Raw genomic sequence first — 16,690 nt, forward strand, 5'->3', positions numbered from 1 at the left:
ACATATTCATTTTTTCTTTTTTACAAACAACTTACAAGTTTTTTACACCAATTTAAACCCAAAAACAAGCCCAATTTAAAAATAAATATACACATATTGTCAATAAACTATAAATTGCCGTCTAATTAATTAAAATCCTATGTTAAAGAAAATACTTGCAACGTTATTTACTTTATTAATTTTAGACCTTAGTGCTCAGGTTAGTATTAGTAATTATTTACTAACGACAGGCAATAATGCTTCGTTGTTACAAACCAATGGTAGTGCTTTTGACGATATTGACATGTCGATAGGTACTACTATTTTATTAGGTGGTAGTAATACTAACACGCAATCAAGCACATTATCACCTATTGGTTTCGATTTTTTTATAAACGGAACCAGACAAACTACTTTTAACGTTACCACCAATGGTTTTATTGGAATAGGTAATTTTGCTACTCCGGGTGTGGGTTGGCTAGTTGGTAGTGGTGTAAAACTAGCCCCGTTTTTAACTTCGGGAACCACCAGTATGGGAACCGGTCTTACCGGACGTATCCATTACAAAGTAATAGGTTCTTACCCAACTAGGGTTTGTGTAATTGAGTTTTTAAACATGGTGGTAACATCGGCATTAACGCAGGATACTACTACTTTTCAAGCTCGCTTGTACGAAGAAAATGGCTCGATAGAGTACGTATATGGCGCTATGCGAGTAGGAGCAAATGCACCTGTTAATTACAATATAGGTTTTCAGTTTACCAACCTTATTTATCAAAATATAAATACAACTACTAATACTACTTCTACCACTTCGTCAGCGGCTAACACTGCTTCTACGGTAGCAGTAATTTCTCAATTAAACAGTTTTGCCAATGGTTCAAGAAAATATTACAGGTATGTTCCCACACCACCTAACGAACCGACTAATTTAACATTTTCAAACATTACTTCATCAGGTATGACTTTAAACTGGACCGATGCAAGTAACGAAACAGGTTATGCACTTTACCGTTCATTAGATGATATTACTTACACGTGGGTGGCTAATTTTGGTGCCAATTCAATAGGAACAACCCAAACAGGATTACCTGCAGGTACTGATATTTACTGGAAGTTATTTTCATTCAGAGAATCAATTGCCAGTCCTCTTGTTGGGGTAGCAACTACTTTACCCCCTCCAAGAATTACACCTGTTAGTGATGGTAATTGGAATAATCCGCTTATCTGGTCATCAGGAACAGTTCCATTAAGTTCTGATACCGTTGAAATTTCAACCGGAAGAACAGTAACTATTTCGGCAACGGGTGCAGTTTGCGCTTCATTAGAGGTAAAAGGAAACCTTGTATATGGTAGCAGCGTAGGTGGTTTAACTGTTGGAAGTGATATAGTTGTATTTGGTGGCGGTAATTTTAATGCAGGAACAAGTGCACTTACTACACATGCTTTAATTATTGGAGGTACTAATACCGCAACTAACCAAGGTAATTTAACGGTAGATGGAATATTTGATATGAATACCACTGCAGCAGTTACCACAACATTTGCAGGAAATTTAAATGGAACTTTAAGTGGAGCCGGCTCCACTATTGATTTTGCTTCCATAACAGTTAACAAAGGAACTACGAATGTTGCAACTATTGAAGTTGTAACACCAATAACGCAAGCAATAGCAACCAACATAGTTACTTCACGTTTAACTATTACCAATGGAACACTTAAAATGTCGGGTCCTTGTAATATTAGTCCTTTTTATGGCGGTTCAAGTGTAGTACTTACCAGTCTTACCGGTAAATTATGGTTAAATAATGCCGGATGTTTTCTTAATACAACTGTAGTTACCGGCTTTGGCGCTGCTTTTATACAAGGAGAATTAAGAATTGACGATGGTACAATAACTTTAGGTAATGGAGGTAATACATCAACTATTACTGGTATACTCAGAATAAACGGAGGTACTTTAAATGTATTAGGTGGATTAACTATTCAAAATACTGTTACCAGTAATTTCATTATGACTGGCGGTAACGTAAATATTGACCCTCAAGCCACAGCTGTATTAAATGCATTCAATGCTTGTTTAAATATTAATTCTCAATCAAGCTTTACGTGGAGTGGAGGTAATATTACTATTATTGATCCACACTCAACAGGAACAGGTAATGCTGTTTTAATAGCAAGTGGAGGAACAAAATCAGTTACAGGAGGAACACTTAAGATAGGTAATGGTGTTTCAACTACTGCCAGTGCTGCTAGTCCGTTAAATACTTCTGGTTTTGGTATCAATAGCCAAATTGATTTATATAATGTTGAAATCAGCAATACTATTGGTTCTTCAAATACAAGGTTAGCACGATTAACCGGGCCATTAACCGTTTTAAATAAATTAGAAATAAGAAGTAATGCTTACCTGTTTTTAGGTAATGCAGCTACTGGTGCTACTTTAACAGTTAAAGGTGCTTGTATTAATGATGGTGTATTGGCCGGAAGTGAACCCTCAGGTACACAAAGCATAGGTACCCTATCTTTCGAAGGTACGAGTGCACAAACTTTTTCAGGTGCAGGAAGTACTTTTAATACAAACACTATAGCATTTAATAATAACAATGGCGTAACGCTAACAAACGGAATCAATTGGTCATTTGTAAGAGCTAACTTATTAAAAGGATTGGTTTCAAATGGTGCCAACTTAACTATTGGAAGTGCTTCATTTGCTCCAACCATTCAAATAGGTGGTGTTGATGAATTAACAACTGCCGGTAACTTTTCAACTATTCCTGCTTTTAATACTACTGCCGGCTCAGCTTCTTATATATATGGGCCTAGTTCTAGCACACTTACAACCGGTTCTTTTAATGAAATGGTATCCGGCCCTCAAACTTTATTGTCACTAAATGTTAATGATGCACAAGGATTAACATCTAATAGAAATATAACAACCACCGGTTTAACATTAGGTGGTGGCAACTTAGCAATGGGTACTAATAATTTAACCATTGGAACCAGTTTAGCAAGTGTTGGAACACTAACCAGAACAAGTGGTTTAGTATCATTTACTACCGGTACTTTTACCAGATGGTATGCTACGGGTTCAACACCGGTAAGTGGTTATACAAATGGATTCCCACTTGCTGTTGGTGCTAACGACAGAAGTGTATTTATAGGTACTTCTTCAGCTCTTACAACTGGTGGTAGTATTACAGTTAACTGCAATAATGTTTTTGGTACAAGTAATATTGTTCCATCGTTTATTGAAAACGGTGTTAATGTAGACAGAAGAACAAACAGCAATTGGACTGTTACAAAATCAACAGGTCTTAATTTAGGTGGAGCTACCCTATCGTTAAAATTAACAGGACAAGGAATAAGTGGTGTAACGAATGTAGCTGACTTAAGAATGGTAAAAGTGAACGGTGTTGCAGCCGGAGTTTCTGTAAACGGAAGTGGCTCATTAACTATACCTGAAGTAAACAGAACCTTTACACAAGCTACTTTCCCTTCTACTGATAATTATTATTTTGGAGGAAACGCAACAACTAATTTATTATCGGCTTCATTCACTGCTGTAACCAATGGCGATTGGAATACTCCAGCTACTTGGGATGCGGGTGCTGTTCCTGGCCTATTAAATGATGTAGTAATACCTTCCCCTTTTTCAGTTACTGTTTCAAGCGGAACTGCTTCTGCCAGTAATATTGATATTTCAAGCGGAGGTACTCTTTCTATTGCAGCCGGTACATTAAATACATCAAATAATATTACTGTAAATGGAACTTTAACTCAAACCGGAGGCTCAGTTAACGTTACGGGAGGTTCATTAAACGGATTAACCATTGCATCGGGTGCTACTGCAAACTTATCAGGTGGTTCATTTGCTATAGGTGCTACCGGAGGTGATAACAGAACGCTTAATGTAAATGGAACATTAAATGTTTCGGCTACTTCTTCACTTACTATAAACGGTAACTTAATATTGGCTAACGGTTCAACTTTTAACCAAAGCGGTGGTACTATTAGTGTAGATGGTAATTCAGGAACAGTAGGAACTAGTGTAGCTTCAGGAACAAGCCATATTGCTATTAATACCAGTAACCTTAACTGTACTGCCGGAACAATTATTTTGGTTGATCCACCACACTCTTCTTATGCATTGCTTTCAACACAAAGTTTAAGAATTAACACTACCGCTAATTTAACCGCATTTTCAGGTACACATACTTTCCAGTTTGGAGATGGTGTAAGTACAACTGTTGGAAATACTAACGGATTTAATATTGAAACCAAAAGAAGTGGTGTTGTTCCAATTCAAAATGTAGTGGTTAACGCAGGTGCGGCTACAGGAAGATGGGCATCATCATCATTTACCTCAGGTTCTTTTGGTACTCATATAAAAGGAAATTTAACTATTAATGCGGGTTCGGAATTCAGACATACAACCAATACACAATTAGCTATTGGTGGAAATATTATAAACAATGGTATTTTAACCATTGCTCATCCTGTTGCTTCTACTCAGTTATTTACTTTAGGAGGTAACGGATATACCATTACCAACGCTCAAACTATAAGCGGTACCGGTAGTTTCAGAAACTCAACAACTGCATCAACAGGTGCATTTACCAATATAAACATAACCAATGGAACAGGTTTAACTTTGGCTACAACTTCACAAAGTTTTGGTGTAAGTGGAACTTTAACCATTGGTGCTGTAAATATTACAACAGGAACCAATGCCATTAAAATTAACTCAACCGGTACTTTATCTAGAACTACTGGTTATATTGTTGGAAATTTAACCAGGAATTTTGCAACAGGAAGTTCTGTTGCCAAAACGTTTGAAGTAGGAAGTGCCACTGGTTATTTACCTACAACCGTTACTTTCCCAAGTATAACTACTGCTGGTGATATGACGGTTTCAAATACTGCTGGAGACCATCCTCAAATTGCAACTTCTTGCTTAAACGCTAGTGCTTCTATAAACCGTTACTGGAGTTTAACAAATAGCGGTATTGCACCGGTTAACTATAATATTACTTTAAACTATTTAAGCGCTGATAATGATGCATCAATATCCCTTTCAAATGTTAGAGGCCAATTATACAATGGTTCTTCTTGGTCGGGTAATACAAATGCCGGTGCTACAACTACAAGTGCTACTATTAATGGATTGACCGGCATGGGCGATATTCAGTTAGCTGAGTTTGCAGCCTTCCCGGTTTCTGTTACTATTGCAACTGCTTCTACTACGGTGTGTAACGGTACTTCTGTTACCTTTACTGCCACTCCAACAAACGGAGGTTCTGCTCCTACTTATGTATGGAAAAAGAATGGTGTTACTGTTGGAACCAATGCTAATACTTATATAGATGCTACTTTGGTAAATAACGATGCTATTACTTGTACACTTACATCAAATTCTGTTTGTGCCTTGACTCCTACTGCAGTTTCAAACACCGTAACAATGACGGTAAATACAACTGTTGCCGGAAGCGTGGGCGGAGGAACAAGTGTTTGCCCTAGTTCAACAAGTGGTGTATTAACTTTAACAGGAAATACTGGTTCTGTAGTGAGATGGGAAAGTGCTGTATCACCTTTCAGTACCTGGACTACTATTGCTAATACTACAGCTACTTATACTTCGGGTGCATTGACTCAAACTACTCAATTCAGAGCAGTAGTGCAATTGGGTTCTTGTACAGCAGCTAATTCAACTGCAACTACAGTTACAGTAACGCCCGGTACAACAGGCGGAGCTGTTACAGGTGGAACAACTATTTGCCCTAGTACTACCAGTGGTACCTTAACTTTAAGTGGAAATGTTGGTTCAGTGGTAAGATGGGAAAGCTCAGTAGCGCCTTTCAGTACTTGGACTACTATTGCTAATACTACAACTACTTATACTTCGGGTACATTAACCCAAACTACTCAATTCAGAGCAGTAGTACAAAATGGTTCTTGTACAGCAGCTAACTCAACTCCAACTACTGTTACAGTAAGTGCCGGATCAGTTGGAGGAGCAGTAGCCGGTGGAACAACTATTTGTTCTGGTTCTACAAGTGCTGCTTTAACTTTAAGCGGACATACAGGTACTATTGTTAGATGGGAAAGTTCAGTTGCTCCTTTCAGTACCTGGACTACTATTGCCAATACTACAACAACTTATACTTCGGGCGCTTTAACACAAACTACTCAATTCAGAGCAGTAGTTCAAAATGGTTCTTGCTCTACAGCTACTTCAACTACTACAACGGTTACTGTTGACGCAACTTCTGTAGGTGGAGCGGTTACTGGCGGAACAACTATTTGTTCAGCTTCAACCAGTGGTACTTTAACTTTAGCCGGATATACAGGTACTATTGTTAGATGGGAAAGTTCAGTTGCTCCTTTCAGTACTTGGACAACTATTGCTAATACTACAACTACTTATACTTCGGGTGCTTTAACGCAAACTACTCAATTCAGAGCAGTAGCTCAAAGCGGTTCATGTGCTGCGGCTAACTCAACCCCTACTACGGTTACGGTTGATGTACCTTCTGTTGGTGGAACTATAGCAGGTGGAACAACTATCTGTTCTGGCTCAACCAGCGCAGCTTTAACTTTAAGTGGAAATACCGGTTCGGTAGTAAGATGGGAAAGCTCTGTGGCTCCTTTCAGTACTTGGACTACTATTGCCAATACTACTACAACTTATACTTCGGGTGCTTTAACTCAAACTACTCAATTCAGAGCAATAGTTCAAAATGGTTCATGTGCTACCGCTAGTGCAACTCCTACTACTGTTACGGTAACTGCCGGAAGTGTTGGTGGAGCTGTAACAGGTGGCACAACTATCTGTTCTGGTTTAACAAGTGCTGCTTTAACTTTAGCCGGACATACCGGTACTATTGTTAGATGGGAAAGTTCAGTGGCTCCTTTCAGTACCTGGACTACTATTGCTAATACTACTACAACTTATACTTCGGGCGCGTTAACCCAAACTACTCAATTCAGAGCAGTAATTCAAAATGGTTCTTGTGCTACGGCTAATGCTACTCCTACTACGGTTACTATTACTGCTCCTTCTGTTGGAGGAACTGTTGCAGGTGGAACTACTATTTGTTCCGGTGCTACCAGCGCAGCTTTAACTTTAAGTGGAAACACTGGTTCTGTAGTGAGATGGGAAAGCTCAGTAGCGCCTTTCAGTACTTGGACTACTATTGCTAATACTACAACTACTTATACTTCGGGCGCATTAACTCAAACTACTCAATTCAGAGCAGTAGTTCAAAATGGTTCTTGTGCTACAGCTAATGCAACCCCTACTACGGTTACGGTTGATGTACCTTCTGTTGGTGGAGCTGTTGCAGGTGGAACTACTATTTGCGCTGGCTCAACCAGCGCAGCTTTAACTTTAAGTGGACATACAGGTACTATTGTTAGATGGGAAAGCTCAGTAGCGCCATTCAGTACCTGGACTACTATTGCTAATACTACAACTACTTATACTTCGGGAGCTTTAACTCAAACTACTCAATTTAGAGCAGTGGTACAAAGTGGATCTTGTAATACAGCTAATGCAACTCCTACTACGGTTACGGTAAATCCGGGAAGCGTTGGTGGAACTGTTGCAGGCGGAACAACTATTTGTTCTGGTGCTACAAGTGCTGCTTTAACTTTAAGTGGAAATACTGGTACTGTGGTAAGATGGGAAAGCTCAGTAGCTCCTTTCAGTACCTGGACTACTATTGCCAATACAACAACAACTTATACTTCGGGTGCATTGACTCAAACTACTCAATTTAGAGCAGTAGTTCAAAATGGCTCATGTGTTACCGCAAACTCAACCCCTACTACGGTTACTGTTGATGCTCCTTCTGTTGGAGGTACAATAGCAGGTGGAACAACTATTTGTTCCGGTTCTACAAGTGCTGCTTTAACTTTAAGCGGACATACTGGTACTATCGTTAGATGGGAAAGCTCAGTAGCACCTTTCAGTACCTGGACTACTATTGCCAATACTACAACTACTTATACTTCGGGTGCTTTAACACAAACTACCCAATTCAGAGCAGTAGTTCAAAGCGGTTCATGTACACCTGCTAATGCAACTCCTACTACAGTTACTGTTACTGCAGGAAGTGTTGGAGGAACTGTTGCGGGTGGTACATCTATCTGTTCTGGTTCAACCAGTGCTGCTTTAACCTTAAGTGGAAATACTGGTTCGGTAGTAAGCTGGGAAAGTTCGGTAGCTCCTTTCAGTACATGGACTACTATTGCTAATACTACAACCACCTATACTTCAAACACTTTAACACAAACTACTCAATTTAGAGCAGTGGTACAAAGTGGATCATGCGCTACGGCTAATGCAACCCCAACAACTGTTACAGTAAGTCCGGGAAGTGTTGGTGGAACTGTTGCAGGTGGCACAACTATTTGTTCTGGTGCTACCAGTGCTGCTTTAACTTTAAGTGGACATACCGGTTCGGTGGTAAGCTGGGAAAGTTCGGTAAGTCCTTTCAGTACCTGGACTACTATTGCTAATACAACTACTTCTTATACTTCGGGTGCATTGACTCAAACTACTCAATTCAGAGCAGTAGTACAAAGTGGTTCTTGTACCAGTGCAGCCTCTACTCCTACTACAGTAACTGTTGGTACAGGAAGTATTTGGACGGGAACGGTAAGTGGCGCATGGAGCAATGCAGGTAACTGGTGTGGTAGCGTACCAACTGTAGGAAGTGATGTAACTATTAATTCAGGAACTCCTAATAATCCAATCATTACTACATCAGCGACTATTAATAATTTAACCATTGCAAGCGGAGCCTCACTAACTGTAACAGGTGCAGGAAGCAACATTGCAATTACTGGAACAATAACCAATAACGGAACATTTACAACCACAGGTGGCACGGTAATATTTGCTGGTAGTACAACTCAAACCATTCCAGCTATGATATATGGTGGACTAATGATTACCGGAGGTTCAAACAAAACATTGGCTGGTAATACCACGGTAAATGGCACTTTATCTTTAAGCAGTGGTACCGTTACACTTGGAAGTAATAACTTAACTATTGGAAGTGCCGGAAGTATTTCTGGAGGTTCGACATCTTCATATATTGTAACAGATGGAACTGGTAAACTAACTCAATCTAATATAGGAGCAACTGGCAGAACAGGTAGTATTTTATATCCTGTTGGAATAAGCAGTTCTTCATATACTCCGGTATCTGTAAACAATGCCGGTACTAATGATGATTTCAGTGTAAGGGTAATTAATGGTGCTTACAACAGCTATACAGGAGAAACTCCGGGAGGTTCAGCTATTGCTAATAATGCAGTTGATAAAACATGGTTTGTTACTGAAGGCGTTGCCGGTGGTTCAAATGCGAGCTTAAGCTTCCAGTGGAACGGTAGCAATGAATTATCAGGATTTACAAGAGGTACTTGTTACGGTGCGCATTATACCACTACCTGGTTAGGGGGTGCAACCAGTGCAGCTACAGGCTCTAATCCATATACACAAACTTTAACAGGTGTTACTTCATTCTCTCCATTTGGAGTTGGTTCAAACGGAACATTACCTGTTAAATATTTAAGTTTTAACGGTTCGTTAAACAACAATATTTCAACTATTGTATGGGCTACTGCAGGAGAAATAAACAATGCAGGATTTGATGTAGAAAGAAGTTTTGACAACAAAACATTTACTAAAGTAGCCTTTGTTAAAGGTAATGGAACAACTAATAATACCAGCAAATATGAATATACTGATATTATTGGAGGCAATAATGTAAATGCTGTTTACTACCGATTAAAACAAATAGATTTTGATGCAGTTTATAATTACTCTAAAACTATTTTATTAATCAATAATCAAAACGAAATAGAGGAGACTGCAGCTGTTTATCCTAATCCATTTAACCATAACCTTACTATTGATATTAACTCATTCAACAATAAAAATGTTGAAGTGGTAATAACTGACTTAAATGGAAAAACGATTGGTAGCCAGGTATTCGACTTAAATATTGGAATCACTAAACTGGATATCTCAACTATGAGTACTAATTTGCAATCAGGTATTTATTTTGTAAAAACAATTACTGATAGCAAAACCCAAACATTTAAAGTTGTTAAACAATAATCAATATTAAAAGAACAGAAAAAAGCATAGCTAAATTAGCTATGCTTTTTTTATTTAAGCACAAATGAAAAACTGGAAAGTAATAAGCTTAGGTATTTTTATTGCTTATTTGTTGTTTGCCCAAAGTTGCTTACGCATGCGTACCAGCGATTCGGAGGCAATAAAAATTTTCAAAACAGCAGGTGTAGCCATAATACTCAATAATTTTATAGACAGTACAAATGCGTTACACTTTGCTAAAACGGGCAATGATAGCCTGCCTACACTCCTATTTGTGCATGGTTCACCGGGCAGTTGGAATGCCTATGAGAAATATTTATTGGATATTGATTTATGCAAAAAATACAGGCTTATTAGTATTGACAGAATGGGATTTGGTTATAGTCATTTTAACCAGGCACAAAACTTACAAAGTCATAGTGATATAATTAATAAGCTCCTAAAAAGTATTGATAACAATAAACCCGTTTATGTAATTGGCCATTCGTACGGAGGGCCTGTTGTAGCTAATATGGCTGCTGATAATGCACGTATAAATGGTATTGTTATTATTGCCGGGGCTTTAAGTGCAACACTTGAAGAATCTGAAAAATGGCGTAAAATATTTATCAATAACCCACTTGAATATTTAGTTCCAGGTGCATTGAACCCAAGTAATAAAGAACTTTACTGGCTTAAAGATGATTTAAAGGTTTTAGATAAAAAGCTGAATCAAATTCATTGCAAGGTAGTAGTTATACATGGTACCAAAGACCAATTGGTGCCTTATGAAAATACACTCTTTATGAAAAATAATTTAACTGCTGCTGATACCATAAAAATAGTAAGCATAACGGATGAAAACCATTTTATTCCCTGGAACAATTTTGAATTGGTAAAAAAGGAATTAATGCTTTTAGAATAATAAAACTGATTGGTTAAACAAAAAGGCCCCATTGAAAATTCAATGAGGCTTTTTTTATCAGACGTTGCGTGCAACGTTTCTACAATACAATGGCTATGGTCTATTGTCTATACACCATAGTCTGTCTAAGCTTCTTTCATAAAGTCATACTCATATCTTGTTGGCGATACAAATGTTTCTTTGATGGTACGTTGACTTACCCAACGCATTAAGTTAATCATAGCTCCTGCCTTATCGTTGGTACCGCTTGCACGTGCACCACCAAATGGTTGTTGACCAACTACTGCGCCTGTAGGTTTATCGTTAATATAAAAATTACCTGCTGAGTTACGTAGTTTCCATGTAGCTAAATCAATGGCGTATCTGTCTTGAGCCAAAATAGCCCCGGTTAAAGCATACTCACTTGTAGTATCTACTATATCCAAAGTCTCTTCAAATTTATCAGCATCATATACATATAATGTTAAAACAGGGCCAAATAACTCCTCACACATGGTAGTATATTTTGGATTGGTAGTTACAATAATAGTCGGGTCAATAAACCACCCTTTGGTTTTATTATAAGTTCCACCGGTTATAATTTCGCAGCTTGCGTCCTTTTTAGCTTCATCAATGTATTTAGCCAATTTATCAAACGATTTTTCATCGATAACCGCATTCACAAAATTTCTAAAATCTTCAACCGGGCCTACTTTAATGGTAGCCATTTCTTTCAGCACTTTTTCTTTTACTGCTGGCCAAATATTGCTTGCAATGTATGCACGGCTGGCTGCTGAACATTTTTGTCCTTGGTATTCAAAAGCACCACGAACAATAGCTGTTACCACTGAATCAATATCGGCTGATTTATGGGCTACGATATAATCTTTACCACCCGTCTCTCCTACTATTCTCGGGTATGTTTTGTATTTATGAATATTGTTACCTATGGTTTTCCAAATATCCTGAAACACACCTGTACTTCCTGTAAAGTGAATACCTGCAAAATCAGCATGGTTAAATACCACTTCCGCAGCTACCGGACCACTTGGATAAATTAAATTAATAACGCCATCAGGTACACCTGCTAGTTTAAATACTTCCATTAATACATTGGCCGAATACACTTGCGTATTACTCGGTTTCCAAACTATTACGTTACCCATCATAGCAGCACTGGTAGGTAAATTACCTGCAATAGCTGTAAAATTAAATGGAGTTAAAGCATATATAAATCCTTCTAGCGGACGGTATTCAATTCTGTTCCACATGCCTTTACCCGATTGTGGTTGCTCATGGTAAATCTGACTCATAAAGTTTACGTTAAAACGTAAAAAGTCAATAAACTCACAAGCTGAATCAATTTCTGCCTGATAAGCATTTTTACTTTGGCCTAACATAGTAGCTGCATTTAATTTAGCACGGTAAGGGCCTGCTATTAAATCGGCTGCTTTTAAAAATATGGCTGCACGTTGCTCCCAAGTTAAAGCTTCCCATTTAGGTTTAGCTGCTAAAGCTGCATTAATAGCATCGGTTACATGGCTTGCATCACTTACATGAAACTGGCCTAATAAATGCTGATGATCGTGTGGCGGACGCATTTCCATGGTTTTACCACTGCGTACTTCATTGCCACCAATATACATCGGCACATCTATAACCTTTGAGCGAGCTTCAGCTAAAGCATCTTTTAAATCTTTACGCTCTTTGCTACCGGGAGCATAATTTAATACTGGTTCGTTAACTGGACTAGGAACTTTAAAAAATCCGTTCATATGTTTGATATTTTGAATGTTATGTTAAAAACAGGATGTATTTATTCACCTTTGGGAATACTAAACAAAGCCGAAGTATGAAAAAATCGTGCGCGAAAATAAAGCTTATTTTCGATTTATTGCTTATTGATAGTACTTAGCAAAAAACTTATCCGTCAATTCACAATTAGAATAATGGTCGTAGTAATAAGTACCTAAATGTTTGTTTTTAAGTGCATTTAAATACGGGTTGTTTTCATTTGGTTTGGTAATTCTATTGGAAGCCACCCAAGCCATATAGGTACACATACCTGCTAAATCTTCGGTTTTCGATTCCTGCAAAGCCATTAAATAATATTTTAAAGCCCACGTTGGTTTAAAATAAGTTGGATGTTTTTTTATAAAATCGCGGTCATACTCCAGATAGGCTTCATCTGCCTCATTAGAATAACCATACCAATAGTTGTTTTGCAAAAGCCAATACTTACCATAGGTTGTGGTACTTAGGTAAAAATTAGCTATTTGAAAATAGGCTAGGGCTTTTGCATTTCCATGACTGTTACCGGCTATCTTAAACAAATTTAACACCTGCTTTAACACCACATTTTTATTATACCTTTTACCTGTTTTGTTAAATGAATAGTGCAAATCACTCGGATAAACCCAGAACGGATTATCATTTGTAAAATAATAATTAGGGAATCGGTTCCAGTAACCCGTATCAATATGGCACGTAGCTGCGTATGCTTTAGTTAACTCATTACGTTGTATATGATAGGTGCTTTTCATATCATATATTTTATTCAAATCCCATTTATAGCTATTTATCCTTTCATAATAGTTATTATCCCAATTATATGTATTGTCATCATCGTATTGCTCCACATGCTGTATTCCTGAAGCACACAATATTTGCTCAAACGCTGTTTTTTCTTTTTTGTTAAGAGTATAAATAATGCTGTCGTAGTCGGCTTCATTGGCTCTGTCCAGCATTAAGTGATAAGCATTTTTAGCATAATACGGAGACTGGTAATCAAATACATTTTTGCTATGTGCTAACAGCATAATTCCTTTGTAAGTAGCCCCTTTTTCTAAATACAACTGGCCTACAAAAAACAATAATTGCGATTGAATATATTCCGGGTAAAAATACTCCGCCCCTTTCCTGTTAACAGTTGCCAATAAATTAACCACTGCTGTTTCCGTATTTTCATCTACAGTATTGCTTTGGCTTATGTTGAGCAATAATTTATTAATAGCCAGTTGTAATTGCACACTTTTATCTTTTTCATTGATTAAAGCATTTTGCATATAGTAATAATTGGCCTGACCGTAATCTCGGTTGATATAAGATAAATAACCTGTTGCCAATTGGTAAAACGACTGGTATTTGCCTGCTTTGGTACTTAATACTTTGACCAAGGCTAAGCATCGTTTTAGCTGCATTTTTTTCTTCCTGTCCCTGTCAATAATTTTCTTTTCGTCAGCCGCTTTATTCTCCCCCCAACTGTAATAATCGTCTTTATTCTCTTCATAAGTATAGTTGGCTAACTCTCCTCCTATGCCTGTGTATTGATCGCCCAGTAAGCCGTCTTCTATTTTGTTAATTTCACGGGTAAGTATAAAGGGAATGAGTTCGTGGTTTGGCGCTATACTTATTATTCTTTCTACCTTATCAAGGCAGTTGTATGGGTTTTGTGCTATACCCATCATTAATATAGTGGCTTCCTCTTCTTTATTTTTAGCAAAGGCTAAAGTTCCTGCCAGTAATTTGTACTCAAAAAGTTCCTGTGTTCTGTACCTTTTTTCAGGACAGTTTTTATACACTATACTGAACAAATAATTCTGCTCTTCATCAGGCTTAGTCAATGCTAAAAAATATAAGGCATAATTTTTCAGGAAATAATCATCAGGCAACTTCGTAAAATATTTTTGATAGGTTTCAGCCAATAAATTGTACTCAAAACCATAATAATAGTATCTACATAAAACAAAAGCATACCTGTTAATTAAAAACTGGTTTTTGGTACTGCTTATATTTTGCAGTACTCTATCAAGTACATCTATCTGAACAGGATTGTTGTTTTTAATAAAATAATCCTTATTCGTAATTTCATTGCTATACACATCCTTCCACTCCAACTCCCCATTTTTGGTTATTACCGGACAATCAGGGCAATTCCATTCATCGCCTGCATAATTGGCCAGTTCTATTTCTTTTATTATTTCAAAATAGGCTAGCTCCTCTTTGTAAGCAGGTGTTTGTAATAATTTGTAAAATGGATTGTTTGCTTTTAACGAATCATATTTTTGGTAAAATGTTCTTACATCCATACCAAATAATAAATCGCTAATTGATTCACGCGATACTTTATTTTTTAAATGTCTTTGCCAGTCTTCGGTTATAATATCGTAGTCAGATATATAATAACGACTGTTTAAATCAATAGTACTTTTATCACCATAATTGGCATATTCATTATCGTATAAGTTGGTTTGAAAATAAATACTGTTGGAATAAAAAAACGGGAACATTTCTCTAGGCGATTTTACCGCAGGCTGAAACAAACAAACCCTTGACAAATCACCTGTCATTACGTAAATACCGCAACTATCAGTACCAATATGTATAGCACACAATAAAAGTGCTAATAAACTACCAGGTATATGCTTTTTCAATGCTTTCATGGTTTATGTGTTTAATGTCCGTTGCGTTTAAATCAAATAAGGCTACTTCCAGTGTATCTTTAGCAGCTATGCGATGCATGGCAAAATTGGCTTGTGTTATTTCTGTATTGTAACATTGTTCTATCTTTAAAATATTGCCTGTTTCGTAATTTACATTATTAAAAACGGTGTCGTACTTCACTACAAAATCGTTCGCATTAAGCTGCTGTAAAAAACCAAGCTCCTTTGCTTGTGTTTTATTCATATCGTTTACAACTGCTTTAAAGGTATAGTTGTTAAATAATATACCCCAACTAAACATAGGTAAAGCTACACTAAGCGATAAAGGATAGGGATGATTGGGTGGTAAATATTTTACTGCTTCCGATAAATTAAAAATGCTGTTTTGGGTACTGTATTTGGTAGCATTATTAATATTGTAAAGCATAAGCATGCCTTTATCTACCGGTGGTACACCCGCTTTGCTAAAGTATTTGTATTGGTATAAACGTATAGTGGCCGATACTTTTTTGGTAGGCAAATAGCTTTTCATTTTCCTTATCAGGGAAAAATATTGCTGCTGTGTAGTAGCAGTCCAGTCACAGTCTAATTGGTATTCTGTTATTTCCTGCCCGGCATATTTTTGTATTCTGAATAAGTGCTTTAAAATTTGCTCGGCTAAATAATTTTCACTACTGCTGTCCATATGCGCAATGGCTTTGTTGGTAATAAACACTACTGGCACAAACTGTATGTCCTGTCGTAGTCTATCAGATTCATATCCACTTTCAGGAATGGGTTGGTTATGGACGTATGGGCGAAAAAAATTCAAGCCATCACTGTAGTCAGATAAATAAGTTTTGGTAATGGGTACTATGCCTTGTTTAAAAACCCAATCTACATCCAACATTTTTACATATACTTTTTTTATTTGGTGCGTATCAATAAACTGCGGATATACCGTATCGCCCTGATACCAATTAAAAGTAGCATTGTTTTTCCAATAATAAATAGCCCTTTTAATAACCACTTGATGGGATTTAAACTGAGTAATACTATAAATAACTAAAAGGAATGAAATAAGTGCGGTGCACTTAATAATTTTGGGGCTCATGAAATAAAAATATGGGAGTACAACGAAAGTAAAAGAAGATTATTATATTATTTAAAAACTTTTTAAACATTATTTTTTGGGTGGAGACGTAGCATGAAAAAATCATTACCAAACAAAACAATTAAAACTATTTTTGCGCTTGCATAAACAATAAAATTTAA

5 protein-coding genes are annotated in these 16,690 nt (G+C 37.1%); 2 read left to right on the forward strand and 3 right to left on the reverse strand.

Translation table 11 applies throughout. The annotated features are described in order from the left end of the window. Positions 1-139: 139 nt before the first annotated feature. Positions 140-10,111: a T9SS type A sorting domain-containing protein gene (locus tag V4538_02590; GenBank protein ID MES2379900.1), complete on the forward strand. Its 9,972-nt coding sequence runs from the start codon at positions 140-142 to the stop codon at positions 10,109-10,111. A 64-nt stretch (positions 10,112-10,175) separates the two neighbouring features. Beyond that, positions 10,176-11,015, forward strand: coding sequence for an alpha/beta hydrolase (locus tag V4538_02595; GenBank protein MES2379901.1), 840 nt, complete (start codon positions 10,176-10,178; stop codon positions 11,013-11,015). Between the two features lie 125 nt (positions 11,016-11,140). Here V4538_02595 and pruA read toward each other — a convergent pair whose 3' ends face one another. From pruA to V4538_02610, 3 genes are all read right to left on the reverse strand, one after another. Continuing rightward, a complete protein-coding gene (gene pruA / locus V4538_02600) occupies positions 11,141-12,769 on the reverse strand; it encodes an L-glutamate gamma-semialdehyde dehydrogenase (protein MES2379902.1) in 1,629 nt (542 codons plus the stop codon). 123 nt (positions 12,770-12,892) lie between these two features. Further along, positions 12,893-15,436, reverse strand: coding sequence for a hypothetical protein (locus V4538_02605; protein ID MES2379903.1), 2,544 nt, complete (start codon positions 15,434-15,436; stop codon positions 12,893-12,895). Further along, positions 15,405-16,529, reverse strand: a complete 1,125-nt coding sequence (locus V4538_02610) for a hypothetical protein (GenBank protein MES2379904.1) — start codon at positions 16,527-16,529, stop codon at positions 15,405-15,407. The genes V4538_02605 and V4538_02610 overlap by 32 nt, the downstream gene beginning before the upstream one ends. Positions 16,530-16,690 lie beyond the last annotated feature (161 nt).

Source organism: Bacteroidota bacterium (genome assembly GCA_040388375.1).
Taxonomy (GTDB): Bacteria; Bacteroidota; Bacteroidia; order UKL13-3; family UKL13-3; genus JAAFJM01.

Excerpts from the sequence above, each read along its gene's own strand:
- V4538_02595 (MES2379901.1), top strand. The coding sequence starts at position 10,176 with ATGAAAAACTGGAAAGTAATAAGCTTAGGTATTTTTATTGCTTATTTG.
- V4538_02590 (MES2379900.1), top strand. The coding sequence starts at position 140 with ATGTTAAAGAAAATACTTGCAACGTTATTTACTTTATTAATTTTAGAC.
- pruA (MES2379902.1), bottom strand. The coding sequence starts at position 12,769 with ATGAACGGATTTTTTAAAGTTCCTAGTCCAGTTAACGAACCAGTATTA.
- V4538_02605 (MES2379903.1), bottom strand. The coding sequence starts at position 15,436 with ATGAAAGCATTGAAAAAGCATATACCTGGTAGTTTATTAGCACTTTTA.
- V4538_02610 (MES2379904.1), bottom strand. The coding sequence starts at position 16,529 with ATGAGCCCCAAAATTATTAAGTGCACCGCACTTATTTCATTCCTTTTA.